The sequence below is a fragment of the Streptomyces capitiformicae genome (assembly GCF_002214185.1).
In the GTDB taxonomy this organism is placed as follows: Bacteria; Actinomycetota; Actinomycetes; order Streptomycetales; family Streptomycetaceae; genus Streptomyces; species Streptomyces capitiformicae.
This window is the reverse complement of record NZ_CP022161.1, coordinates 5837964-5855844: the sequence shown is the minus strand read 5'-3', so window position 1 is coordinate 5855844 and position 17881 is coordinate 5837964. Positions and strand designations below refer to the sequence as shown.

Here is a 17881-nt window from a genome sequence, read left to right as displayed (position 1 = left end):
ATCAGTGACCCATTCCCAGTCCGCCGTCTACGGGGATGACGGCTCCAGTGATGTACGAGGCGTCGTCCGAGGCGAGGAACCGCACCGTCGCGGCAATCTCCTCGGGCTGCGCGTACCGGCCGAGCGGCACCTGCGAGACGATGTTCGCGCGCTGCTCGTCGGTCAGCACCTGAGTCATGTCGGTGTCGACGAAGCCCGGCGCGACGACGTTGAAGGTGATGTTGCGGGAGCCCAGCTCACGGGCGAGGGAACGCGCGAACCCGACGAGACCGGCCTTGGAGGCGGCGTAGTTCGCCTGGCCGGGCGAGCCGTACAGCCCGACGACCGACGAGATCAGCACGACGCGGCCCTTCTTGGCGCGCAGCATGCCGCGGTTGGCACGCTTGACGACGCGGAAGGTGCCGGTGAGGTTGGTGTCGAGGACCGAGGTGAAGTCCTCCTCGGACATGCGCATCAGGAGCTGGTCCTTGGTGACGCCGGCGTTGGCGATCAGGACCTCGACCGGGCCGTGCTGGGCCTCGATCTCCTTGTAGGCCTGCTCCACCTGCTCGGGATCGGTGATGTCGCACCTGACCGCGAGGCAGCCCAGCTCCTGGAGGGCGGCCGGCGGCTCACCCGAGCGGTACGTGTACGCGACCTTGTCGCCGTTGTCGGCGAACGCGCGGGCGATGGCGAGGCCGATGCCCCGGTTGCCTCCGGTGACGAGAACCGAGCGGCTCAACGGATCACCCTTTCCTTAGCGGTCTGAAGCGGTCTGAACACCTGCTCTGATGTGCCCTGATGCCTGGACGGCAGGCGGCTTCCCTCGAAAACCTATCGGTCAGGTCCGTCGTGTGGGCATTCGGGCAGTGACAGTGGCTCACGCCGCCCGCTGTCGGGTCCCTACAGTTCTCATGCGGTCGCGGGGTTTCCGCAGCACTTCTTGTACTTCCGCCCGGAGCCGCACCAGCAGGGGCCGTTCCGGGGCGGCGGCCAGTCGGTCACCAGCCCCCTGCGGGCGAGTTCGGCGGCGTACGCGGACCGGGTGTCCGGGGCGTCGGGGGATGCGCCGCCCTCCGCCGCCGCGTGGGACTCCAGCCCGCTCACCGTCGCACGGCCGACGGCGAGGTGCGTGGCCCCCTCCTCGGACAGCTCCCTCAGTGTGTGTTCGACCTGCCGCCGGTGGCCGGCATGATCGGTGCCGTAGGAGTCCGCCGCTTCCGGCCGGCGCGCCAGGAGCGCGGTGAACTCCTCCGGCGGCCAGTACAGGACGCAGGTACTCCTCAAGGCCGCCGTATGCGCGTGTCGGCTCCCGTGCCCGAGTTCGTCCGGCAGTGCCTCGATGGCGGTCTCCAGTGCCTCGGGAACGCCGTTCACCATCTGCATGAGCCGGAGCGGATCATGCATCTCGTCAAGCGGTGTCACGCGGCCGAAGAAGGGCGCGGCACGATGCTCGTGCAGTACGTCGGCCACGTCGTCCCAGTCGTCGTGCGGCTCGCCGAGCAGCCGCCGCACCCGGTGGCGGCCGATGACCAGCATCTCGATGTCGTAGTGGTGCGGGTCGGCCTCCACCGCCTCCACCGTCACCGGCCCACTCGCGCCGAGGGCGTGGGTGATGCCCGCCGTGAACCACTCGGCCGCCGTACTCGTCTCGTCCCCCGCCTCGAAGGTCTCCGCGACGAAGTTCCAGGCCCCGGCGTGCCGGGGATGCCGCCTGCGGAAGGCGGCGGCGGCCGCGCGGGCGTCCTCGCACCGTCCGGCGTCCCACAGCACGCCGATGCGATAGGCGTCCACGAGCTCCGGTTCGGAGCACCCATCCGCCGTGTCCGCGTCCAGCAGTCGTTCGTACAGGGTGACGGCCCGGTCGTACTCGCCCGCGTCGCTCCACGCGTCGGCGGCCTCCAGAAGCAGTTCCTCACGCTCCTCGGGGTGCCGCTCCGCCAGTTCCTCGCACTCCTGCGCGGCCTTGGCGTGGTCGGCGGGAGAGGGGATATCGATCACCCTCTGGACGGGGGTACGACCGCCGCCCCGCGTTTTCCTGTTCTTGCTGTTCTTGCTGTGCTTGCCGCCGGTACGGCGCTTGCTGGCCATGACTCCACGGTAGGGCGGGTGAAGTCGCCGGCACCCGGAAAGCCGGCGAGATCACCGGCGCGGGTGGCGGTCACGCGGCCTCTGCCGCCCTCAGCGTCCCGGCCCCTCCTTCCCCACCGACAGGTACGACACCCATACAGACACCGCTGTACCGGTGCACACTCTGGACTGGGTGAGTAACTCACCGTGACCCTGGGCGAGTTGTGCGGGTTGAGCGGGGTGGGATCGGCGAGAACGTGAGCACGGGAGGCGCGCGGCGATGACGGCGGACCACAGCGGAGCGGGCGGCACGAACAGCGAAGCGGAACTCTCCGACAGCCTCAAGACCTTCGGCGTGGTCCTGAAGGCCCTGCGCGAGGAAGCCTGCCTGACTCAGGAGGAGTTCGCGCTGCGGGTGCGTTACTCGCACGCGTACATCGCCAAGATCGAGCAGGGGAAGCGGTTCCCGCCGACCGATCTGCCCACGCGGGCGGCGGAGGCGCTGGGCCCGGTCGCGCTCAAGGTCCTCACGGCTGCGGCGAAGAGCCTGACGAGGAGGGCGGTGCTGGCATCATGGTTCCGGCAGTGGGCGGGCATCGAAGAGGATGCACTCTCCCTCTACGCGTACGAATGTCGGGCGGTTCCTGGGCTGTTGCAGCCAGAGGCGTACATCCGAGCGATCTTCGACCGGCGGCTGCCGCCGACGTCTGAGGAGCAGATCGAGCACGAGGTCGCGTCTCGGCTGGACCGCCAGCAGCTCATCGTTACCAGGCCGAACACGGCCTTCAGCTTCGTCATCGAGCAGGGTGTCCTGGCCCGGCGCATGGGCGGGCGGGAGGTCACCAGGAACGTCATCGACCACCTTCTTGAGGTGGGCACCCGACGCAACGTCGAGATCCAGATCATGCCCACCGTCCAAGAGGACCATTGCGGCATCGACGGCCAGATGTGCTTGGCTGAGACGCCCGCTCACCAGTGGCTCGGTTACACCGAAGGGCAGCGATCCAGCAGCCTGATCTCCGCACCCAAGGACGTGAGCGTTCTGCTCCAGCGCTATGGCAAGCTGCGTTCACAGGCCCTGGACTGCCGGGCTACCGTGAAGCTGCTGGAACAGATGCTAGGAGCGCTATGAGCCCCACCGACGAGCTGACGTGGTTCAAGAGCAGCTACAGCGGCAGCGAGAACGACAACTGCGTCGAAGTCGCCATGCGCCCCGAGGCGATCCACATCCGCGACTCCAAGGACAAGGCCATCCGCCCCCTCGTCGTCACACCGACCGCCTGGGCGGCGTTCACGGCGCTCGCGGCAGCACTATGAGGACCACCCCTGAGCTGGACTGGTTCAAGAGCAGTTACAGCGGCGGAGACGGGGACAACTGTGTGGAGGTCGCCATGCGCCCCGAAGCCGTCCACGTCCGCGACTCCAAGGACAAGCGCATCCGCCCCCTCGTCGTCACGCCGACGGCCTGGGCGGCGTTCACCACGCTTCTGGGCGGCTGACGCGACGCTCATCACGGGCGGGCGCGGGACTGGGTCCCGTGGCCGCCCGTTGGTTTTTCTCCCGGGAATCCGACCCGCGGGACATGGTTCACTGCCTGTGACGGCCATCGCAGGCGAGCACCCCGAAGGGACCCCACCAGTGCCCCACGAAGTCGATCAGTCATTCCTGGCTCTCCCCCTACGGGCCCTGGCCGATGCCGCGCTCGCACGCGCGCGTGCGCTCGGGGCCGATCATGCGGACTTCCGGTTCGAGCGGGTGCGCAGTGCGTCCTGGCGGCTCAGGGACGCGAAGCCCGCCGGGTCGTCGGACACGACCGACCTGGGGTACGCGGTGCGGGTGGTGCACGGGGGGACCTGGGGGTTCGCGTCCGGGGTGGACCTGACCATGGACGCCGCCGCGAAGGTCGCCTCGCAGGCCGTGGCGATGGCCAAGCTGTCCGCGCAGGTGATCAAGGCCGCCGGGTCGGACGAGCGGGTCGAGCTGGCGGACGAGCCGGTGCACGCGGAGAAGACGTGGATCTCGTCGTACGAGATCGATCCGTTCACCGTCCCGGACGAGGAGAAGTCCGCGCTGCTCACCGACTGGAGCGCGCGGCTGCTGGCGGCCGACGGGGTCAACCACGTGGACGCCTCGCTGCTGACCGTGCACGAGAACAAGTTCTACGCCGACACCGCCGGGACCGTGACCACGCAGCAGCGCGTACGGCTGCATCCGTCGCTGACGGCCGTGTCCGTGGACGAGTCGAGCGGGGAGTTCGACTCGATGCGGACGCTGGCACCGCCGGTGGGGCGCGGCTGGGAGTATCTGACGGGCACCGGCTGGGACTGGGACGACGAGCTGGCGCGGATCCCGGAGCTGCTCGCCGAGAAGATGCGGGCGCCGAGCGTCGAGGCGGGCGTGTACGACCTGGTCGTCGACCCGTCCAACCTGTGGCTGACCATCCACGAGTCCATCGGGCATGCGACAGAGCTGGACCGCGCCCTCGGGTACGAGGCCGCCTACGCCGGTACCTCCTTCGCCACCTTCGACAAGCTCAACAAGCTGAGGTACGGCTCCGAGCTGATGAACGTCACCGGTGACCGCACCGCCGAGCACGGCCTGGCGACCATCGGGTACGACGACGAGGGGGTGGAGGGGCAGAGCTGGGATCTCGTGAAGGACGGCACCCTCGTCGGCTACCAGCTGGATCGCAGGATCGCCCGGCTCACCGGGCTCGGGCGCTCCAACGGGTGTGCGTACGCCGACTCCCCCGACCATGTGCCGGTGCAGCGCATGGCCAATGTGTCGCTGCAGCCGGATCCGGCGGGGCTGTCGACCGAGGATCTGATCGGTGGGGTCGACCGGGGGATCTATGTCGTCGGGGACCGGTCGTGGTCCATCGACATGCAGAGGTACAACTTTCAATTCACGGGGCAACGGTTCTTCAAGATCGAGAACGGTCGGATCGCCGGGCAGCTGCGGGACGTCGCCTACCAGGCGACGACGACCGACTTCTGGGGGTCCATGGCGGCCGTGGGCGGGCCGCAGACGTATGTCCTGGGCGGTGCCTTCAACTGCGGCAAGGCCCAGCCGGGCCAGGTCGCGTCGGTCTCGCACGGCTGCCCGTCGGCCCTCTTCAAGGGCGTCAACATTCTCAATACCACGCAGGAGGCCGGTCGATGAGCGCCCGTACCCACAAGCCGCACGAGATCGTCGAGCGGGCCATCGAGCTGTCCCGGACCGACGGGTGTGTCGTCATCGCCGACGAGTACTCGACGGCCAACCTGCGCTGGGCGGGCAACGCGCTGACGACGAACGGGGTCACGCGCGGGCGCTCGGTGACCGTCGTCGCCACCGTCGACGGCAAGGAGGGCACCGCTTCCGGGGTCGTGTCGCGGTCCGCCGTCACCACCGACGAGCTGGAGCCGCTGGTACGGGCCGCCGAGGCCGCGGCGCGGGGGGCGGGGCCCGCCGAGGACGCGCAGCCGCTGGTCACGGGTGTGCAGCAGTCCCCTGACTTCACTGATGCGCCCGCCGAGACCTCCTCCGCCGTGTTCGCCGACTTCGCTCCGGCGCTCGGCGAATCGTTCGCACGCGCGCGTGCGGGCGGCCGTGAGCTGTACGGCTTCGCCAACCACGAGCTGGTCTCCAGCTACCTGGGTACGTCGACGGGGCTGCGTCTGCGGCACGACCAGCCGAACGGGACGCTGGAGCTGAACGCCAAGTCCCCGGACCGTACGCGCTCGGCCTGGGCGGGCCGGTCGACGCGGGACTTCAAGGACGTCGACCCGGCGGACCTGGACGCCGAGCTGGCCGTACGGCTGGGCTGGGCGGAGCGGCGGATCGAGCTGCCCGCCGGGCGGTACGAGACGCTGCTGCCGCCGACGGCCGTGGCGGACCTGCTGATCTACCAGATGTGGTCGGCGTCGGCGCGGGACGCAGCCGAGGGCCGGACGGTGTTCAGCAAGCCCGGCGGCGGCACCCGGATCGGCGAGAAGCTCACCGACCTGCCGCTGACCCTGCGCAGCGACCCGAACGAGCCCGGCCTGGAGTCCGCGCCCTTCGTCCTGGCCCACTCCTCCGGCGGCGACACCTCCGTGTTCGACAACGGGCTGCCGCTGAAGGCGACCGAGTGGATCCGCGCGGGCGAGATCGCGAATCTGACGACCACCCGGCACAGCGCGGGTCTCACCGGGCTGTCGGTGGCGCCGTCGATCGGCAATCTGATCCTCGACGGGGGCTCGGACCGCTCCCTCGCGGAGATGGTCGCGGACACCGAGCGCGGGCTGCTGCTGACCTGCCTCTGGTACATCCGTGAGGTCGACCCGGCGACGCTGCTGCTGACCGGGCTGACCCGGGACGGCGTCTACCTCGTGGAGAACGGCGAGGTCACGGGCGAGGTCAACAACTTCCGGTTCAACGAGTCGCCGGTCGACCTGCTGGGCCGGGCCAGCGAGGCGGGGCGTACGGAGAAGACGCTGCCGCGCGAGTGGAGCGACTACTTCACCAGGGCCGCGACGCCCGCGCTGCGGGTGCCGGATTTCAATATGAGCTCTGTCAGTCAGGGCGTATAACCTCGTAGGCGTTCGTGGTCGGCTGTCACCCGACTGCCGACCACCACCCGAAGATCATCCCGAAGATCATCCAAGGAGACACGAGAACCGTGACGGACATCGTCGACGAGCTGAAGTGGCGGGGGCTGTTCGCCCTGTCCACTGACGAGGACGCTTTGCGCAAGGCGCTCGCGGACGGTCCCGTCACGTTCTATTGCGGTTTCGACCCGACCGCGCCGTCCCTGCACGTCGGACACCTGGTGCAGGTACTCACCGTGCGCCGGCTCCAGCAGGCCGGGCACCGGCCGCTGGCGCTGGTGGGCGGCGCGACGGGTCTGATCGGCGACCCGCGCCCGACGGCGGAGCGCACGCTGAACGACCCGGAGACGGTCGCCGGCTGGGTCGGCAAGCTGCGCGCCCAGATCGAACCGTTCCTGTCCTTCGAGGGCGAGAACGCGGCCGTCATGGTCAACAACCTCGACTGGACCGAGGGCCTCTCCGCGATCGAGTTCCTGCGGGACATCGGCAAGCACTTCCGCGTCAACAAGATGCTGACGAAGGACTCCGTCGCCCGCCGTCTGGAGTCCGACCAGGGCATCAGCTACACCGAGTTCAGCTACCAGATCCTCCAGGGCATGGACTTCCTCCAGCTCTACCGGAGGTACGGCTGCACCCTCCAGCAGGGCGGCAGCGACCAGTGGGGCAACCTCACGGCCGGCCTGGACCTGATCCACAAGCTGGAGCCGCACGCCAACGTGCACGCGCTGGCGACGCCGCTGATGACCAAGGCGGACGGCACGAAGTTCGGCAAGACCGAGGGCGGGGCCGTCTGGCTCGACCCGGAGATGACCACGCCGTACGCGTTCTACCAGTTCTGGCTGAATGTGGACGACCGGGACATCTCGACGTACATGCGGATCCTGTCCTTCAAGTCCCGCGAGGAACTTGAGGAGTTGGAGAAGCAGACGGTGGAGCGGCCGCAGGCGCGGGCCGCGCAGCGTGCGCTGGCGGAGGAGCTGACGACGCTCGTCCATGGCGCCGACCAGACCGCCGCGGTGATCGCCGCGTCGCGCGCGCTCTTCGGGCAGGGGGAGCTGGCGGAGCTGGACGAGAAGACGCTCAGCGCGGCTCTCTCTGAGGTACCGCATGCCAAGGTTGCCGGGCTGGCGCCCGTCGTCGATCTGTTCGCGGAGGTTGGGCTGGTGCCCAGTAAGTCCGCGGGGCGGCGGACCGTTAAGGAGGGCGGGGCTTACGTGAACAACGTGAAGGTCACCGCGGAGGATGCCGTGCCGGTGCCGGAGGATCTCATTCACGGGCGGTGGCTGGTGCTGCGGCGGGGGAAGAAGAATCTTGCCGCGGTCGAGGTGACTGGAGCCTAAGCGCTCCGCTGGAAGTACCGAGACACGCCGTCGATCGTCTACGGCACCGTCGTGGCTGGTCGCTCCCCCACGCTCACTGCGCTCGCGCGGGGGGACCCCCATCGCGGCGGAGCCGCAGAATGTTCCGCCCCGCGCCCCTTCAGGGCGCGGCCGAACCGCAGCGGACTTCGCCCGATCTGCTTGGACACAGTCGGGGCGTGGGGGTCTGGCGAGTGCCGCTTTCTTGTGGCTTGTCGCGCCCACGCGGCGGAGCCGCATATCGACACAGCCCCGCCCCTTACGGGGCGTTCAGGTTCGTTGTTTTCTGCGGCCCAGTGTTGCCGTGTATGCCATGTCGCCGAGGAATACGATCACTACTGCGGCGGCCAGTTGGAGGGCGTGGCGGCCCCAGTCGATGCCTGCGGTTTCTTCGATGCCGAAGGCTCGGGCCAGGGCGTTGCCGACGATGGCGCCGATGATGCCGAAGATGGTCGTCAGCCAGAGCGGGCTGTGCTGCCTGCCCGGAATGATCGCCTTGGCCAGCAGGCCGAGTACGAATCCCACGATGATCGCCCACAACCAGCCCATGGCTTCCTCCTCGTACGGCTCGACGTGAGCATTACGCCCAGTGTCGGCCCGCCTGCACTACGCCGCATATCGGGCGGTGGCGTACGTGGAACGGCGCATTTCGCCCGGTCCTCGTGGAAGGTGACCCGCTCTCGTAGACGGCGCAGACGCGGCGTAACGTGGATGGCCGGGGAGCGTCCGATACAGGCGGGTGGTGGAACGCGATGCGGAAGCATGGCAACGTCGAGGTCTTCCGGATCACGGGAGCCCGGCAGGGACTCGCCGACGACGTCCGCGGCAGGCAACGACGCTACGTCATCTCGATGTCCGTCCGCACCCTCTCGGTGATCGCCGCCGCGACTCTCTGGAATGTCGAACGGCACGTCGCGGTCGTCGCACTGGTGCTCGGCATGGTGCTGCCGTACATCGCCGTGGTGATCGCCAACGCGGGCCGGGAGAACGCGCCCTCACTGCCGTCCACGTTCGTCACCACCCCCACGCGTCCGATGATCGCGCCGCCCCGGGACGACCGGTTCGCGGAACCCTTCCCGGAAGGTGGTGCGGAGGGCTCCGCGGAGAGTCGGCGGAGCGAGCCGCGCGAGCGGGCCTGAGCTCGGGAATCCGGGCGAAGCGGAATCCGTCCGCCCGCCAGGCTCAAATAAAGCTCAGATCAATCATGGAGTTCCTGTGCCGGGCAGAGGGTTACCCGTGACATACTTCGTACGCGCTCCGCATCCCCCGTCGGAGCGACAGACCGACGCCGGGCAGCTCCCCCCGTGGCTGCTCGGCGTCGCCTTTTCAGCGGCTAGGGTCGACGGGTGAACATCCTCAACATCCCCGGATCCGACCCGTCCTCCCCCATCTGTTCCGCCAAGGGCTGTCGTGCGGACGCGGTGTGGGTGCTCGCCTGGAACAACCCCAAGTTGCACACGCCGGAGCGGCGCAAAACGTGGCTCGCGTGCAAGGAGCATCGGGAGTCGTTGTCTCAGTTCCTGGGTGTGCGCGGGTTCCTGAAGGACGTCGTGAAGCTGGAGGACTGGGAGGAGCCCGCGCCGTAGAACGCTCAGCCTCCGATTGCGGACATCGGGCGGTCCGGCTGTACGAACGACGGGTCGTCCAGGCCCGCTCCCGCCTTCTTGCCCCACATCGCCAAACGCCAGATGCGGGCGATCTCCTCGTCGGAGGCGTCCGAGCGGAGGGCGGCGCGCAGGTCGGTTTCCTCGCGGGCGAACAGGCAGGTGCGGACCTGGCCGTCGGCCGTGAGGCGGGTGCGGTCGCAGGCGGAGCAGAAGGGGCGGGTGACGGAGGCGATGACGCCTACTCGGTGGGGGCCGCCGTCGACCAGCCAGCGTTCCGCCGGGGCCGAGCCGCGGATCTCGGAGCCCTCGGGGGTGAGGTCGAAGCGGGTGCGGAGGGACTGGAGGATGTCACCGGCCGTCACCATGCCGTCGCGCTTCCAGCCGTGCTGGGCGTCCAGGGGCATCTGCTCGATGAAGCGCAGCTCGTAATCGTGCTCGACGGCCCAGGCGAGGAGGTCCGGGGCCTCGTTCTCGTTCAGGCCCGGCATCAGGACCGAGTTGACCTTGACGGGGTTCAGGTCCGCCTCGCGGGCGGCTTCGAGGCCCTCCAGGACGTCCTTGTGGCGGTCCCGGCGGGTGAGGGTCTTGAAAACGTCGGGGCGGAGGGTGTCCAGTGAGACGTTGACCCGGTCCAGGCCCGCCGCCTTCAGGGCCGTCGCCGTGCGCTTGAGGCCGATGCCGTTGGTGGTGAGGGACATCTGGGGGCGCGGGTCGAGGGCGGCGACGCGCTCCACTATGCCCACCAGGCCGGGGCGCAGCAGGGGCTCGCCGCCGGTGAAGCGGACCTCGGTGATGCCCAGCGTGCGGACGGCTATGTCGATCAGGCGGACGATCTCGTCGTCCGTGAGGAGGTCCGGCTTGGCCAACCACTGCAGGCCCTCCTCGGGCATGCAGTACGTACAGCGCAGATTGCACCGGTCGGTCAGCGAGACCCGCAGGTCGGTGGCCACTCGGCCGTAGGTGTCGATGAGCACGTGGGCCCCCTCCCGTACCGGATCAGTAATTCCCGAACACTTGCGAGCCTACGTGAGACCACTGACAACGCCGGAGTCGGATGCCGAGAAACAGGCCCGGGGCCGCCGTAGAGATCTACGACGGCCCCGGGCGGAGGGAACCGGCTCAGTGGGCTCCGGTGCCCGTGAGGGAGCGGACCTCCAGTTCGGCGTACTTGCCGGTGTCGGGCTCCTCCTTGGAGAGGACCGTGCCGAGCCAGCCCATGAGGAAGCCGAACGGGATGGAGATGATGCCCGGGTTCTTCAGCGGGAACCAGTGGAAGTCGACATCCGGGAACATCGCCTTCGGGTCGCCGGAGACGACGGGCGAGAACAGCACCAGGCCGACGGCGACGATCAGACCGCCGTAGATCGACCACAGCGCGCCCTGGGTGGTGAACTTCTTCCAGAAGAGGCTGTAGAGGATCGTCGGCAGGTTGGCGGAGGCGGCGACCGCGAAGGCGAGCGCGACCAGGCCGGCCACGTTCAGGTCGCGGGCGAGGGCGCCCAGGCCGATCGCGACGGCGCCGATGAAGACGGTCGCCCAGCGGGCCGCGCGGACCTCTTCGGCGCCGGATGCCTTCCCCTTGCGGATGACGTTGGCGTAGATGTCGTGCGCGAAGGAGGACGACGAGGCGAGGGTGAGGCCGGCGACCACGGCGAGGATGGTCGCGAAGGCCACCGCCGAGATCGTGGCGAGCAGGATCGCGCCCCAGGCCGAGTCGACGCCGCCCAGGTGCAGGGCGAGCAGCGGGGCCGCCGTGTTGCCGGACGGGTTGGAGGCGATGATCTCTTTCTGGTCGATCAGCGCGGCGGCGCCGAAGCCGAGGGCGATGGTCATCAGGTAGAAGCCGCCGATGATGCCGATGGCCCAGTTCACGGACTTCCGGGCGGCCTTGGCGTTGGGCACCGTGTAGAAGCGGATCAGGATGTGCGGCAGACCGGCGGTGCCGAGCACCAGGGCGATGCCGAGGGAGATGAAGTCCAGCTTGGAGGTGCCGGTCGCGCCGTACTGGAGGCCGGGCTCCAGGAAGGCGGCGCCCTTGCCGCTGTTCTCGGCGGCCGTGCCGAGCAGATCGGAGATGTTGAAGTTGAACTTCAGCAGCACCAGGAACGTAATGAGGAGCGTGCCGCCGATCAGCAGCACGGCCTTCACCATCTGGACCCAGGTGGTGCCCTTCATACCGCCGATGGAGACGTAGACGATCATCAGGACGCCGACGAGGGCGACGATCAGGACCTTGCCGGCGTCGGAGGTGATGCCGAGCAGCAGCGACACGAGGACGCCCGCGCCCGCCATCTGGGCCAGCAGATAGAAGATCGACACGACGATCGTGGACGTACCGGCCGCGGTGCGGACCGGGCGCTGGCGCATGCGGTACGCGAGCACGTCACCCATGGTGTAGCGGCCGGAGTTGCGCAGCGGCTCGGCGACCAGGAGCAGGGCGACCAGCCAGGCGACGAGGAAGCCGATGGAGTAGAGGAAGCCGTCGTATCCGAAGAGGGCGATCGCGCCCGCGATGCCGAGGAAGGACGCGGCCGACATGTAGTCACCGGAGACCGCGAGGCCGTTCTGGAAGGCGCTGAACTGGCGTCCGCCCGCGTAGAAGTCGGCGGCGTCCTTGGTCTGACGGCCCGCCCAGATGGTGATGGCGAGGGTCGCCAGGACGAACAGCCCGAACAGGGTGATGATCAGCGGCCGGTGCTCGCTGGCCTCGTTCGCGGCGAGGAATGTCTGCTGTACGGGGCTCATGCGCCGCCCTCCATCCGGGACTTGATGGCCTCGGCCTTGGGGTCGAGCTTCGCGGCGGCGTGCCGCGCGTACCACCAGGCGATGAGGAATGTGGTGACGAACTGGGCGACGCCGAGGACGAAGGCGACGTTGATGTTGCCGAAGAGCTTGGTGCCCATGAAGTCGCCCGCGTAGTTGGAGAGCAGGACGTACAGCAGGTACCAGGCGATGAATGCCACGGTCAGCGGGAAGGCGAACGAGCGGTAGGAGCGGCGCAGCTCACCGAACTCAGCGCTCTCCTGGACCGCGGCGAACTCCTCGGTGGAGGGGAGGTGGTGCTCTGCCTTCGAGGGGGGCGGTGCGTCGGTTGCCACGGGGTCTCCTCGCGTTTCCGCCGCGGTGGCGACGGTGGTTGGGGACGTATTCGCAGTCGGGTCGGATGACGGGTTGGATACGGACATCTGGTGGCTCTGTTCCTCACGGTGACGGGTGCACGATCGTGCTCGGGCTCCCTGCTCAACGTCACGGCGGCGCACGAGGACCGGTTCAACCGCGTGTGTCTCTTTCGAAAACCGATTCGGAAGTCGCCCGGAAGTCGCTCGGAAGTCGCTCGACAGGGGCCATCGGCGAGGGTTACCCCTCTACTTCGCCCTCTCCTCCCTCAATTCATTGCTGGCCGACGACGGCGAGGGATAACTTCGGGTCGAACCACCCAGTCATGTACCTGCCCGGGCACCCGTGTGGCTCGGGCCGGTTTCTTTCAGGATGATGTGGAGATCCCATGGCTCATCTGCGCTCCGGACGACGGCTCGCTCTCGCGGTTCCGGTCGTTCTGTCGCTGACCGCCTCGCTCGGCTTCCTGCCGGGTGTCGCCTCGGCGGCGCCGCTGACCGCGACCGCCGCCGCGACCGCGGAGGGCCCGAACCTCTCGTACGTCGTGAACACCAGGACCGACAAGCGCACGATCGCGTCGGTGAAGAAGGCGATCGCCGAGGCCGGCGGCACCGTCGTCATCACGTACGACAAGATCGGCGTGATCGTGGTCCACTCGACCAACCCGGAGTTCGGCGCCACCATCCGGGGCGCGCGCGGTGTGCAGTCCGCCGGTGCCACCCGGACCTCGCCGCTGACCCCGGCCGGTACGACGGACGTGGGCGCCGTCGACTACCTGACGGACGCGGAGGCCGCGAAGGTGAAGGCCGCCTCGGCGGACATCGCCGACGCCGAGCCGCTCGAGGCCGACCAGTGGGACTTGCGTTCGATCGGCGCCGACAAGGCCTCGAAGATCAACCCGGGCAGCAAGAAGGTCACCGTCGCCGTCATCGACACCGGCGTCGACGACACCCACCCGGACCTCGCCCCGAACTTCTCCAAGTCCCAGTCGGCGAACTGCAACGGCGGCGTCGCGGACACCAGCGAGGGCGCCTGGCGGCCGTACACCGTGGACGACTACCACGGCACGCACGTCGCCGGTGAGATAGCCGCGGCCCGCAACGACGTGGGCGTCGCCGGTGTGGCACCCGGCGTGAAGGTCTCCAGCATCAATGTGACGGACCGCAAGAGCGGCCTGTTCTACGCGGAGAGCGTCGTCTGCGCGTTCGTGTTCGCCGCCGACCGCGGCGTGGAGATCACGAACAACAGCTACTACGTCGACCCGTGGCTCTACAACTGCGTGGACGACCCGGACCAGAAGGCCATCGTCGACGCGGTGAACCGGGCCCAGAAGTACGCCACGAAGAAGGGCACCCTGCACCTGGCGTCGGCGGGCAACTCCAACCACGACCTCGACTCCGACGCGATCGTGGACGACTCCAGCCCCAACGACACCACCCCGGTCGAGCGCACCATCGACCCGCACGAGTGCTTCGACGTGCCGACGCAGCTCCCGGGCATCGTCACGGTCAGCGCGACGGGCGTGAAGAACGAGAAGTCGTTCTACTCCACGTACGGCAACGGCGTCGTCGACATCGCGGCCCCGGGTGGCGACAGCCGCTACCAGATCCCGGACACGCCGTCGAAGAACGGCCGCATCCTGTCCACCATGCCGGACGGCAAGTACGGCTACCTGCAGGGCACCTCGATGGCGGCACCGCACGCCTCCGCCGTCGCCGCGCTGCTGAAGTCGACGCACCCGTGGGCGAGCCCGCGGCAGCTGCAGTGGCTGCTGAAGGCGCAGGCGGACAAGACGGCCTGCCCCGAGTCGTACGACCAGGACGGCGACGGCACGCAGGACGCGGTTTGCGAGGGCGGCCCGCGCGTCAACGGCTTCTATGGGTTCGGCATCGTCAACGCGCTGAAGGCCGTCAAGTAGCACGGTCCCGGCCGACAGGCTCCCAGGGCGCCCGGCGAATGCCGGGCGCCGGCGGGGCCGTATTCCCGGGGCCGTATTCCCGGGGCCGTATCCCTTGGATTCCCGCACAGCTCGTACCGCTCGTTTCACGAACGAAGACGAACTGGAGACAGCATGACAGCGCGTCGCAAGCGCTCCCGCCGGCCGGCCGCGATCCCGCTGGGGATGGCCATGGCGACGGCACTCGTCGTCGTACCGAACGTCACGGCCTCGGCGGCCGAGGCGAACGCGCAGGCCACGCAGACCGCGCAGGCCGCGGCCGACGGGACGTCGCTCAGCTATGTGGTCAATGTCCGCCCCGGACACCGCCCGTCCGCCCACCTGAAGAAGGCCATCACGAAGGCCGGCGGCACGATCGTGACGTCGTACGACCGGATCGGCGTCATCGTCGTCCACTCGGCGAACGCCGGCTTCGCGGCCGCGATCCGTGACGTACGCGGTGTGGAGTCGGCCGGTGCCACGCGCACCGCGCCGCTGCCCGCGCAGTCGACCACCGATGTGGGCACGCCGAAGGTGCTGACCGCCGAGGAGGCGGCGAAGGCCGAGGCAGCGGAGGGGCAGGACCCCTTGGAGCCGTTGCAGTGGGATCTGCCGGCCATCAAGGCGGACAAGGCCCACGAGGTGTCGCTGGGCAGCCGGGACGTCACGGTCGCCGTCATCGACACGGGCGTCGACGACACCCACCCGGACATCGCGCCCAACTTCGACCGCGAGGCGTCGGTCAACTGTGTGACGGGCAAGCCCGACATGACCGAGGGTGCCTGGCGGCCCAGCGCCGAGGAGAGCCCGCACGGCACCCATGTGGCCGGTGAGATCGCGGCGGCCAAGAACGGCGTCGGCGTCACCGGTGTCGCGCCGGGTGTGAAGGTCTCCGGCATCAAGGTGTCCACCACGGCCGGTTTCTTCTACACCGAGGCCGTCGTCTGCGGCTTCATGTGGGCCGCCGAGCACGGTGTGGACGTCACGAACAACAGCTATTACACCGACCCCTGGTACTTCAACTGCAAGGACGACCCGGACCAGAAGGCGCTCGTCGAGGCCCTCACCCGGGCGTCGAAGTACGCGGAGTGGAAGGGCGCGGTCAACGTGGCCGCGGCCGGCAACGAGAACTACGACCTCGCCGCCGACAAGATCACCGACCCGGTGTCCCCGAACGACTCGACGCCGTCGGACCGGGTGATCGACCCGTCCGAGTGCCTCGACATCCCGACCCAGCTGCCGGGTGTCGTCACGGTCGCCTCGACCGGCGCGAAGGGCCTCAAGTCGTCCTTCTCCAACCACGGTCTGGGCGTCATCGACATCGCCGCGCCCGGCGGCGACTCGACCCGCTACCAGACCCCGGCCCCGCCCGCCACCAGCGGCCTGATCCTGGGCCCGCTGCCCGGCGGCAAGTGGGGCTACATGGCCGGTACGTCGATGGCGTCCCCGCACGTCGCGGGTGTGGCCGCCCTCATCAAGTCGACGCGCCCCCACGCCCCGGCGGCTCTGGTGAAGGCCCTGCTGTACGCCCAGGCCGACGCCACGCCCTGCACCGACCCGTACGACATCGACGGGGACGGCAAGGTCGACGCGGTCTGCGAGGGGCCGAGGAACTACAACGGCTTCTACGGCTTCGGCACGGCGGACGCTCTGGACGCGGTGACCAAGTAGGGCCCTTTCCAGCGGAGTTGGGCCGGGCGGCGACGGTGGTGCCACCCGGCCCTTCCGCATGTTGATTGATCAACCCCGGGCATAGTGCCGTCATGACTGCTGAGGAGATGGAGTTCGCATGGGCGGCGCTGGGCGGCGATCCCGCCCTGCTGCCGCGGATCTCGACCGTCGTACGGGACGGGGTGCTGCCCGCCCGGCTGCCGGTGCGGGAGTTGGCGCGGGCCTGCGTCGGGGTGTGCGCGCTGGCGGCCGCCGAACTGGGGGCGCGGCGGGCCGGGCGCGCGGAGGTGCCTCGGGTACGGGTGGACGACGGGGCGGTCGGTACGGCCTTCGTGAGTGAGCGTCATCTGCTGATCGACGGGCGGGCACCCGTCACCTTCGCACCGCTGTCCCGGTTCTGGCGGACGGCGGACGGGTGGGTCCGGACCCATGCGAACTATCCGCATCACCGGGAGCGGCTGCTGGCCGCGCTGAGCGTGCCCGAGGGCATGCCCGATCCGGTCGCCGCCGTCGGGGCCGCGCTCGCCGAGCGGTCGTCCCGGGACGTCGAGGAGGCCGTGTACGCGGCCGGGGGTCTCGCGGTCGCGTCGCGTACGGCGAAGGAGTGGGCCGCGCACGGGCAGGGCAGCGCGGTGGCGGCCCGTCCGCTGGTCGAGCACCACCGGGCGGACACCGCACACGCGCGTGTGCTCCCGGCCTTGGCCCCGATCGGCGGGACGCTCCAGTTGCCCGCGGCCGGCGTACGCGTCCTGGATCTGACCCGGGTCATCGCGGGCCCGGTGGCCACCCGCACGCTCGCGCTGCTGGGCGCGGACGTCCTGCGGGTCGATCCGCCGGGGATGCCCGAGATCCTCGACCAGCACGCCGACACCGGCTTCGGGAAACGGTCGGCGACTCTCGATCTGGCCGCGGATCCAGATTCCTTCGAAGCGCTGCTCGCCGAGGCGGACGTCGTCGTCACCGGGTATCGGCCCGGGGCGCTGGACCGGTTCGGGCTGTCGCCCGAGGCACTGATGGCGCGACGGCCGGGGCTGGTCGTGGCGCAGGTCTCGGCATGGGGCGCGTACGGTCCGTGGGCCGGGCGGCGGGGCTTCGACAGTCTGGTGCAAGTGGCCACGGGGATCGCCTCGGTCGAGGGCTCTGTGGAGCAGCCGGGCGCGCTGCCCGCGCAGGCCCTCGACCACGGGACGGGGTACCTGCTGGCGGCCGCCGTCCTGCGGGCGCTCACCGAGCGGTTGGACGGGGGCGGCGGTCGAGTCGTCCGGCTGTCACTCGCGCGTACGGCTGCCTGGTTGACGGACGGCATCGAGCGCGGTCCGGACGGGCTCGACGTCTACGAGGGGCTCTACGAAGGGCCGGAGGCGTGGCTCGCCGAGCGGGACAGCCGGTTGGGACGACTGCGGTACGCCCTGCCGCCGGTCTCCTTCGAGGGCGGACCGTGCGACTGGTGGCGACCGCCGGGTCCCTGGGGCGCGGACGAGGCACGCTGGGGCTGAGTGTCCGAGCAGTCGGGCCGCCGGAGTCGTACGTATGGGCGGAATGTCGAACTGCCAGTTGTTTTCCGGCACTTGC

Annotated in this window: 17 protein-coding genes; 11 read left to right on the top strand and 6 right to left on the bottom strand. The window is 69.4% G+C overall.

What is annotated here, in order from left to right; genetic code table 11:
- Position 1: 1 nt before the first annotated feature.
- Together fabG and CES90_RS26145 are read right to left on the bottom strand one after the other, a co-directional pair.
- Positions 2–721, bottom strand: coding sequence for a 3-oxoacyl-[acyl-carrier-protein] reductase (fabG, locus tag CES90_RS26150; RefSeq protein WP_189783780.1), 720 nt, complete (start codon positions 719–721; stop codon positions 2–4).
- 170 nt (positions 722–891) lie between these two features.
- Positions 892–2070, bottom strand: coding sequence for an SEC-C domain-containing protein (locus tag CES90_RS26145; protein ID WP_189783779.1), 1179 nt, complete (start codon positions 2068–2070; stop codon positions 892–894).
- A 259-nt stretch (positions 2071–2329) separates the two neighbouring features.
- On the opposite strand from CES90_RS26145, the gene CES90_RS26140 reads away from it, so the two are divergent.
- The 6 genes from CES90_RS26140 to tyrS all read left to right on the top strand — a co-directional run bounded on the left by CES90_RS26140 (position 2330) and on the right by tyrS (position 7960).
- Positions 2330–3181, top strand: a complete 852-nt coding sequence (locus tag CES90_RS26140; protein WP_208921455.1) for a helix-turn-helix domain-containing protein — start codon at positions 2330–2332, stop codon at positions 3179–3181.
- Positions 3178–3366: a DUF397 domain-containing protein gene (locus CES90_RS26135; RefSeq protein ID WP_189783777.1), complete on the top strand. Its 189-nt coding sequence runs from the start codon at positions 3178–3180 to the stop codon at positions 3364–3366. Before CES90_RS26140 ends, CES90_RS26135 begins: the two co-directional genes overlap by 4 nt.
- Positions 3363–3548 (top strand): DUF397 domain-containing protein, encoded by a 186-nt coding sequence (locus CES90_RS26130; RefSeq protein WP_189783776.1) that lies wholly within the window; start codon positions 3363–3365, stop codon positions 3546–3548. Before CES90_RS26135 ends, CES90_RS26130 begins: the two co-directional genes overlap by 4 nt.
- A 139-nt stretch (positions 3549–3687) precedes the next feature.
- The gene (locus CES90_RS26125; RefSeq protein WP_189783775.1) at positions 3688–5211 is read left to right on the top strand and encodes a TldD/PmbA family protein; all 1524 of its coding nucleotides are present in this window, start codon (positions 3688–3690) and stop codon (positions 5209–5211) included.
- Complete coding sequence (locus CES90_RS26120; protein WP_189783774.1) at positions 5208–6602, top strand: metallopeptidase TldD-related protein; 1395 nt, start codon at positions 5208–5210, stop codon at positions 6600–6602. Before CES90_RS26125 ends, CES90_RS26120 begins: the two co-directional genes overlap by 4 nt.
- A gap of 89 nt (positions 6603–6691) precedes the next feature.
- Positions 6692–7960 carry a tyrosine--tRNA ligase gene (gene tyrS, locus CES90_RS26115; protein ID WP_189783773.1) on the top strand — a complete coding sequence of 423 codons (1269 nt, stop codon included), beginning with the start codon at positions 6692–6694 and terminating at the stop codon, positions 7958–7960.
- Positions 7961–8248: 288 nt separating this feature from the next.
- Here tyrS and CES90_RS26110 read toward each other — a convergent pair whose 3' ends face one another.
- Positions 8249–8527, bottom strand: coding sequence for a GlsB/YeaQ/YmgE family stress response membrane protein (locus tag CES90_RS26110; RefSeq protein ID WP_189783772.1), 279 nt, complete (start codon positions 8525–8527; stop codon positions 8249–8251).
- Between the two features lie 203 nt (positions 8528–8730).
- Between CES90_RS26110 and CES90_RS26105 the strand changes: the two genes are divergently transcribed.
- Both CES90_RS26105 and CES90_RS26100 read left to right on the top strand, forming a co-directional pair.
- A complete protein-coding gene (locus CES90_RS26105) occupies positions 8731–9117 on the top strand; it encodes a DUF3099 domain-containing protein (RefSeq protein WP_189783771.1) in 387 nt (128 codons plus the stop codon).
- Positions 9118–9324: 207 nt separating this feature from the next.
- Positions 9325–9564 carry a hypothetical protein gene (locus CES90_RS26100; protein ID WP_189783770.1) on the top strand — a complete coding sequence of 80 codons (240 nt, stop codon included), beginning with the start codon at positions 9325–9327 and terminating at the stop codon, positions 9562–9564.
- A gap of 5 nt (positions 9565–9569) precedes the next feature.
- Here the strand turns inward: CES90_RS26100 and moaA are convergent, their stop codons facing one another.
- The 3 genes from moaA to CES90_RS26085 form a co-directional block, all read right to left on the bottom strand.
- Positions 9570–10559 (bottom strand): GTP 3',8-cyclase MoaA, encoded by a 990-nt coding sequence (moaA, locus tag CES90_RS26095; protein ID WP_189783769.1) that lies wholly within the window; start codon positions 10557–10559, stop codon positions 9570–9572.
- 145 nt (positions 10560–10704) lie between these two features.
- Positions 10705–12330, bottom strand: coding sequence for a solute symporter family protein (locus tag CES90_RS26090; RefSeq protein WP_189783768.1), 1626 nt, complete (start codon positions 12328–12330; stop codon positions 10705–10707).
- The gene (locus CES90_RS26085) at positions 12327–12683 is read right to left on the bottom strand and encodes a DUF485 domain-containing protein (RefSeq protein ID WP_189783767.1); all 357 of its coding nucleotides are present in this window, start codon (positions 12681–12683) and stop codon (positions 12327–12329) included. The genes CES90_RS26090 and CES90_RS26085 overlap by 4 nt, the downstream gene beginning before the upstream one ends.
- A 407-nt stretch (positions 12684–13090) precedes the next feature.
- Here CES90_RS26085 and CES90_RS26080 point away from each other — a divergent pair, with 407 nt between their 5' ends.
- The 3 genes from CES90_RS26080 to CES90_RS26070 all read left to right on the top strand — a co-directional run bounded on the left by CES90_RS26080 (position 13091) and on the right by CES90_RS26070 (position 17805).
- Positions 13091–14620: a S8 family serine peptidase gene (locus CES90_RS26080; RefSeq protein WP_189783766.1), complete on the top strand. Its 1530-nt coding sequence runs from the start codon at positions 13091–13093 to the stop codon at positions 14618–14620.
- 153 nt (positions 14621–14773) lie between these two features.
- A complete protein-coding gene (locus tag CES90_RS26075; RefSeq protein WP_189783765.1) occupies positions 14774–16309 on the top strand; it encodes a S8 family peptidase in 1536 nt (511 codons plus the stop codon).
- A 92-nt stretch (positions 16310–16401) separates the two neighbouring features.
- Complete coding sequence (locus CES90_RS26070; RefSeq protein ID WP_229913909.1) at positions 16402–17805, top strand: CoA transferase; 1404 nt, start codon at positions 16402–16404, stop codon at positions 17803–17805.
- The last annotated feature ends 76 nt before the right edge of the window (positions 17806–17881 follow it).

Coding starts and splice junctions, on each gene's coding strand:
- CES90_RS26140 (WP_208921455.1), top strand. CDS start 2,330: ATGACGGCGGACCACAGCGGAGCGGGCGGCACGAACAGCGAAGCGGAA.
- CES90_RS26120 (WP_189783774.1), top strand. CDS start 5,208: ATGAGCGCCCGTACCCACAAGCCGCACGAGATCGTCGAGCGGGCCATC.
- CES90_RS26105 (WP_189783771.1), top strand. CDS start 8,731: ATGCGGAAGCATGGCAACGTCGAGGTCTTCCGGATCACGGGAGCCCGG.
- CES90_RS26075 (WP_189783765.1), top strand. CDS start 14,774: ATGACAGCGCGTCGCAAGCGCTCCCGCCGGCCGGCCGCGATCCCGCTG.
- CES90_RS26070 (WP_229913909.1), top strand. CDS start 16,402: ATGACTGCTGAGGAGATGGAGTTCGCATGGGCGGCGCTGGGCGGCGAT.
- CES90_RS26090 (WP_189783768.1), bottom strand. CDS start 12,330: ATGAGCCCCGTACAGCAGACATTCCTCGCCGCGAACGAGGCCAGCGAG.
- CES90_RS26080 (WP_189783766.1), top strand. CDS start 13,091: ATGGCTCATCTGCGCTCCGGACGACGGCTCGCTCTCGCGGTTCCGGTC.
- CES90_RS26130 (WP_189783776.1), top strand. CDS start 3,363: ATGAGGACCACCCCTGAGCTGGACTGGTTCAAGAGCAGTTACAGCGGC.
- CES90_RS26135 (WP_189783777.1), top strand. CDS start 3,178: ATGAGCCCCACCGACGAGCTGACGTGGTTCAAGAGCAGCTACAGCGGC.
- CES90_RS26145 (WP_189783779.1), bottom strand. CDS start 2,070: ATGGCCAGCAAGCGCCGTACCGGCGGCAAGCACAGCAAGAACAGCAAG.
- CES90_RS26110 (WP_189783772.1), bottom strand. CDS start 8,527: ATGGGCTGGTTGTGGGCGATCATCGTGGGATTCGTACTCGGCCTGCTG.